Here is a 6,705-nt window from a genome sequence, read left to right as displayed (position 1 = left end):
CGGCTGAAGCGAACAAGAAAGCTGAAGAAGACCGCAAACGTCTTTCTAAAATCTCAGCTTCTATGGGTGAATACCTAGCCAAGTCTATCGGTTTACCTAACATGGATTCAGCAGTTACTAAAGTTAACGCTGCTGTAACAGCTATCGAAGAAGCATTGAAAAATCCAAACGCTGACCTTACAGCCGTTATCAAGCAAGCAAAAGCTGCAGAAGCTTCAATCGCCAATGCTGTGCTCCGCGCCCATAACGGCAAACGTAGTGTGCTAAATGGTAGACAGATGGAACGTGGATCACAATTCCGTGGACGTAATACGCAGGTTGGTCAACGTAAGGTTGGTTCTGATCAAGTAACTGGTCCAAATGGTCAAGTTCTTAAAACATATGTATCTGGTGAAAATTCATCATCTACAAATCATTTGAATGACCATATTGCGGTTACAACAAAACCTGTTTACGATGCAAATGGTAAGATTACATCTATCATTTGGACAGTAATTGAAAACCCGAAAGCTAACCGTGGATTTACGAATATCCGTAAGTGGATTCAGGTACCTGATCAGGTAAATATGCCAGATACCATTGTATCTGCTCCATATTGGAGTACAATAACTGATGCATCTGGTAATTTGACTGCTGATATGACGAAATTACCTATTGATGATGCAGAGCGAACACTCCTACCCCCTGTGTTTGACCGTTTTGAAAGACGTGGTACGGAAACTCTAAATCGTGACCAATTTGGTAATGCGAACCAAGGATTTACAACCTTGTATAGTCCAGATGAACAGTACAATTTGCTAAAAGCCTTGTCTGATAATAGTGATCAATGGAAAAAACCAATCTGGAACGAAATTAACTCAGCTATCATTCCTAAAACGAGTGAAAACCGTGTTATTTGGCAGAACGTTCAAATCGGTGGTGGTCCAGATGAAGTTCATGTGACTCGTTTCCAAACGACTGTCAAGGATGGAGTGACTAATGCAGATTTGAAAAATATGAAACTACTTTATGGTAGTGGTCACCATTCTACGACATTTGCAGCAGTAGGACTTGAAACGAACCCACTTGGACTTAGTTATGAGCAAGCTTATCCAGTAGAAGCTGCACAGGGTGGTCAGTATTTTGTTAAACAGGTCGAAGCTCCGTATATTACCAATAGTTATGCCAATGCAGGTTTGAAGTGGTGGTATAATGACTCACCATCAAATGCCTATACTGACCCGAACCAGTACTTGGTGAAAAAGGGAACAAATGAGATTGGTGCTGGGAAATTACCTGATGGCTCACAGATAGAGTGGAGAGATTCTAACGGTCAAAAAATCGAGAAGAGGGATGTTGGACGTACTCCAGGGGTCTTTGACAATAAGATACATGTAACCTTCCCAGATGGTACAACAAAAGATGTTCCTACTCAGTTTATCGTTAAGCCTTATACTCCGAGAATTACCAATAAGTTAGTTGAAGGTAAGGAACAACAAAATATTCAAGTTAAAAACGCTGCTCCTGGCAAGAAAGTTTACCTCTACGAAAATGGAACGAAAATCCGAGAGGCAGTAGCAGGTAACGATGGACGTGTAACCTTTAGTAACGTTCCCCTAAAAAACAATGCAGTTTATAAAGTTCAGACTGTGGTTGATAATCAACCAAGTTATGCTCAAAATGGAGTAACCAAGACATCTGTTGAATCTGACTACAGTAATGAAGTTCGTGCAACCAATATTGATAAGACAGGCCCTGTTATAACAGCAGGTGATAACAACGGACGAATCAATTTGACCGTTGGACAACCAGCTAATGTCCGCTTGTCAGCTTCCGATGTGACGACTGGTAACTCAGGTATGAAATCTCTTACCTACGACGCCAGCGCTTCTACAGGAACAAATCTTTCTCAACCAAATACGAACTTTAATAATGTCTTGACAGCAAGCAATCCTGTTAAAAACAATGACGGTTCTATGGCAACTACTTTGACAGGGACTCCTAACAAAGTGGGTCTTTATGAGAATGTGAAAGTGATCGCTACAGATACGCTTGGTAACAGAACTGAGAAAGCTGTCACAGTTGCAGTCAATCCTGCTCCTCCGACAATTGCAACAGATCTTAACAATAAAGTCGGACAAAGTGCGAATGTTGTTGTTAACGTAGGTTCAGACATTCCGAATAATTCAACAGTCACCCTTCAGGGGCCAAACAACTCTACTTATACAGGAACTGTTACCAACGGTACAGCAACGATTAATGTTCCAAATGTTCAGGCTGGTTCATATGTAGCTAAGACAAATGTGAACTTACCAAATAACAAGGGAACTTTAACCTCTGAAAGCAGTGCCCCTGTAACTTCTACACCTGATGCAATTCAACCAGTTATTACAGGAGTTCCAGCCAATAAACAAATTGAAATTGTTGTAGGAGATTCTGTTGATTTAGCGGTTACAGCTTCAGATAATGCAACAGGTAATTCAGGTATTAAAACATTCAACGGTTTGGCATTTGTTCCAATTCCAGCAGGAAGTGGTTCACTATCGTTGGAAAATAAACATGTGAATGCTGATAAGACAATGTCTGCTAATTTACGTGGAACGATTACTAAACCAGGAACTTATGATAATTATATCTTTGCGGCAACAGATGGAAGTGGGAACACTACTAATGATACGGTAACGATTGTTGCTCGTCCAAGTACACCTAAAGTTACGAATGATTTAGATGAAGAAGGTGGGAAACCAACGGCGATTACAGTAACAGATATTGACCCACAGGCAACTAAGGTTACAGTGACAGTGGGGAAAAAATCTGTTACTAAGGATATTCCAGCAGGGACAACTAGTGTAACTGTTACACCGACTGAACTTGGTTTTACCGATGGTGTATTGCCTACCACTGGAACAGTAACAGCTAAGGTTGCTGCGCAAGATTCTCGCCGTCCAGCAGGTACTTTGATTGAGTCAACAGTAAGTAATCCTGTAAGCATCACTCGTGAAACTGAAAAACCAGTAGCTACAAGTCTGCTTGTAGAAGTGAAGGATCCAGCGACTGGCCAGTGGAAATTAACTCCACAAGGCACAGCGCAAAATCTGCCAGAACATACCTTCTATGCAGGTGATGAGCTTCGCTTCACCACAACCTTCACAGATAATAGCGGCTATATCAAGAGAACGAACGTCCACCAAGGTACAACAGGTCAAACGATTCTTTCAAATGCAAATGTCTTAGATAATTCATTTGGAGAGGCAAATGCCAACAACATTTCTACGATGACAGAAGCCACTTCAACCAATCCAGCAACCTTGGTGGTTACAGGAACGGTTAAAGAAGGCCTACAATATAGAGATGGTAACTCTGCAACCCGTTCTATTTCAGCAGAAGATGCGGCAAGTAACCGTTCAGATGGTGTTACTTTCAGAATAAAACAAGGCAAACTATCAGAAAGAAATGCTAAGCTTAATCCAACTGAAAAACCAACAGTTAATGATCTAAGTAGTCCAACAGAGACAGAAAAAGCGACTCTGATAACTAATATTAAGGCAGCTCATGGTGTTGATGGTCGTATCAAGAATGTTACGATAACTGGCGATACTGCAACTATCCAATATAATGATGACACGACTCGTACACTCAAGGTAGCAGATATTGCTAAACCAAAAGCTCCAACGGTTACAAATGATTTGTCAAATCAAGGTGGTCTTGCCAAGAACATTACGATTACAAACATTGAACCAAAAGCAACTTCTGTTACAGTTAAGGTAGGTGACATCACTCGTACAATTCCTAAACCAGTCGGTGAAACGACATTGACAGTGACTCCTACAGACCTTAGTTTAACAGCTGGACTCTTACCTAAAGATGGAGCAGTCAAAGCGACAGCTAATGTGACAGATTCTTCAGGTGTGACAACTCCGTCTGAGGATAGCGCAGCGGTTAACATTACTCCTGAAACAATTAAACCAGTAGCTACAAACACAGTTGTAGAAGTGAAAGATCGTGCGACTGGTTTGTGGAAGGCAGTTCCACAAGGCACAGCGCAAAATCTGCCACAACATACCTTCTATGCAGGTGATGAGCTTCGCTTCACCACAACCTTCACAGACAATAGCGGCTATATTAAGAAGACAAACGTCCACCAAGGTGGAACTGGTCATACGATTATTTCAAATGTTTTAGATGATAAGTTTGGACAGGCGAATGCAGACAATATTTCTTCTTTGACAGAAGCTACTTCAACGAATCCAGCTAAATTGGAAGTTACAGGAAAAGTCAAAGATGAGTTGCGCTATGAGACAGGAAACGCTGCTACCCGTTCTATTTCAGCAGAAGACGCGGCAGATAATCGTTCAACTGGATCAACCTTCCGAATTAAACAAGGTAGTCTAGCAGTAAGAAATGTTAACTTGAATCCTGATAAGAAGATTAAGGTTACAAATCTGTCTGCTTTGACAGATACGGAAAAGGATAGCATAAAAGAAGCTGTTAAGAACGCCCATGATACAACTACAGAGAAAGAAAAAGATCGTATCCAGGACGTTACCTTCGAAGGGAATGATGTCAAGATTACCTATAAAGATGGCGAATCTCGTACGAAACCAATCTCAGACTTGGCAATGGAAGTTAACCCACCAGTTATTGAAAACTTAAGTGAACGTGGAGGTTTACCAAATCAAAGTATCACGGTAACCAATGTTCTTCCAGGAGCAACTGTAACCTTGACAGTTGCAGGTCAGACAGTTAAGAAAAGAGCAGAAGATAACGCTAACAGCGTAACCTTTACTCCGAATGACTTGATAGAGGTTTATAAGGCAAATGATGGTCTTCTTCCTTCAAGTACTCGACCTAATGTGACTGCGACTCAAAGTGTACCAGCAGGTCCAAATACAACTGAAGAGTTAACTTCAGAGTCAAGTTCTGGTACGATTACTAAGGAAACAGAAAAACCAAATGTAGAAGTTGTTCTGCAAGTTAAAGATGCGAATGGTAATTGGGTTAATCAACCTAAGAAAGCTGTTCGTGACAGTGCCAGAGATGAAGAAAGACGTTCTACTCAAGGATATGAACTTTTCGCTGGGGATGAATATCGTTTTGTTGTGAAAGCTACGGATAACAGTGGTAAGGTTCGTAGTCTAGAAGTATGGGATGCTCGTAATGTCCAAACTAACATGACAGAAACGACTCATAATTCTAATGGAACGATTACAAATATTACTGGAACTCCGACAACAGCTACTACTGCGGATCCAGCTAGGTTGACAATCGAAGGTAAGTACAACGAAAACCAACGCTATTTACCAGGTAATCTTTGGACACGTCAGATTCGTACAAAAGACCTTTCTGAAAATACGAATAATGACACTACATTTAAGGTTGTTCAAGGGAAATTAAGTGAAAAATTCCCAGGTCAGGTTCCAGCAACGGTTCAAGTAAGCAATGCGACAACTCCGTCAGAAACTGATAAACAAAAGATTGTTGATGCGGTGAAGGGATCTAATCCACAAGAGGCAAACCGTATTAGTGGTTATGCACTTAAAGATAATGGTGCTGTAGTAGATGGTAAGGTAACAGTAATTATTACCTATAAAGATGGCACAACAAATGAAGTGAAAGTGCCAGTGTCAGATTCAGATGCATCTCAATCTGCCTCAGCATCAGCAAGCACAAGTGCAAGTCAATCAGCATCAACAAGTGCTAGCCAGTCAGCATCAACAAGTGCGAGCCAATCAGCCAGCACGTCAGCTAGTCAGTCAGCATCGACAAGTGCGAGCCAATCAGCCAGCACGAGCGCGTCTAAGTCAGCATCGACAAGTGCAAGTCAATCAGCCAGCACGAGCGCGTCTAAGTCAGCATCAACAAGTGCAAGCCAATCAGCCAGCACATCAGCTAGCCAGTCAGCATCGACAAGTGCGAGCCAATCAGCCAGCACGAGCGCGTCTAAGTCAGCATCGACAAGTGCAAGCCAATCAGCCAGCACGTCAGCTAGTCAGTCAGCATCGACAAGTGCAAGCCAATCAGCAAGCACGAGCGCGTCTAAGTCAGCATCAACAAGTGCGAGCCAATCAGCCAGCACATCAGCTAGTCAGTCAGCATCGACAAGTGCGAGCCAATCAGCCAGCACATCAGCTAGCCAGTCGGCTTCAACAAGTGCAAGCCAGTCAGCAAGCACATCAGCTAGTCAGTCAGCATCGACAAGTGCGAGCCAATCAGCCAGCACCTCAGCTAGTCAATCGGCTTCAACAAGCGCAAGCCAATCAGCAAGCACGTCAGCTAGTCAATCGGCATCAACAAGTGCAAGTCAATCAGCAAGCACAAGTGCGAGTCAGTCAGCATCGACAAGTGCATCAGCGTCAGCAAGCACAAGTGCTAGTCAATCGGCTTCAACAAGTGCAAGTCAATCAGCAAGCACAAGTGCTAGTCAGTCAGCATCAACAAGTGCAAGCCAATCAGCAAGCACAAGTGCTAGTCAGTCAGCATCGACAAGTGCAAGCCAATCAGCAAGCACAAGTGCTAGTCAGTCAGCATCAACAAGTGCAAGCCAATCAGCAAGCACAAGTGCTAGTCAGTCAGCATCGACAAGTGCAAGCCAATCAGCAAGCACAAGCGCATCTGAATCAGCATCAACAAGTGCGAGCCAATCAGCAAGCACAAGCGCATCTGAATCAGCATCAACAAGTGCATCTGCATCAGCAAGCACAAGCGCATCTGAATCAGCATCAACAA

Annotated in this window: 1 protein-coding gene; it reads left to right on the top strand. The window is 42.7% G+C overall.

Features of this window, described 5'->3' with window-relative positions; translation table 11 throughout:
• The coding region (locus GEZ84_RS10380) for a Rib/alpha-like domain-containing protein (protein ID WP_265586406.1) at positions 1 to 6,705 on the top strand (6,705 nt) is incomplete at both ends.

Origin of the sequence: Streptococcus mitis (assembly GCF_009496155.1) — a bacterium.
Classification (GTDB): domain Bacteria; phylum Bacillota; class Bacilli; order Lactobacillales; family Streptococcaceae; genus Streptococcus; species Streptococcus mitis_BQ.
This window is presented reverse-complemented; position numbering and strand designations above follow the sequence as displayed.